This window comes from Pseudomonas sp. MD195_PC81_125, from assembly GCF_014060985.1.
Taxonomy (GTDB): Bacteria; Pseudomonadota; Gammaproteobacteria; order Pseudomonadales; family Pseudomonadaceae; genus Aquipseudomonas; species Aquipseudomonas parakoreensis.
Map to the genome: position 1 here is coordinate 1 of NZ_JABULD010001026.1, position 536 is coordinate 536.

At 49.1% G+C, this 536-nt stretch carries 1 pseudogene; it reads right to left on the bottom strand.

From position 1 onward, the window contains the following. Positions 1-425: pseudogene (locus HT737_RS30980) on the bottom strand (hypothetical protein); the annotation flags it as partial. Between the last annotated feature and the right edge of the window lie 111 nt (positions 426-536).

Below are 536 nucleotides of genomic sequence, written 5' to 3' on the forward strand. Positions count from 1 at the left end.
AAAAAGATTGCGAGTTGAAGGTTTTGACCACTCAGCGCGGAAAACTGCTTCAACAATGCGGCATCTTTTTCCAGCGCTGCAAGTCCCGCTTCAACCTGGGTCAGTTGAGAACGCGCGAGCAACGGCGCAGTCAATCGCCGCCATGCCTCCTGCACACTCCCGGAAAACGCCGTCTGCACAAGCACCACTGGCTGTTCCTCAAGACTCCAGCCAAACGACCAGAGGATGCCGGCAAAATGATCGAACCACTGCGCAGGCTGAGTACTGCTGTTATAAACGCCGTCCGCCTTGATCTGCGCGAGATAAATGCAGTGCTTCACAAAGTTGTTATCGGCCTCGGCCCGACCTTCCAGGCCGGTGAATAACATATTGTTAACGGCCACTGCGTTATTCTGACTTAAACGTGTATTGGAACTGATATCCATATCATCTCCTGCCAACTTGGCATTGGTTATTTATCGTTCTATTGCGCCAGACTTATTAAATAACTGACCTGAAGCAAACTAACAAAAACAGCAGTTGAAAAAACCAATATT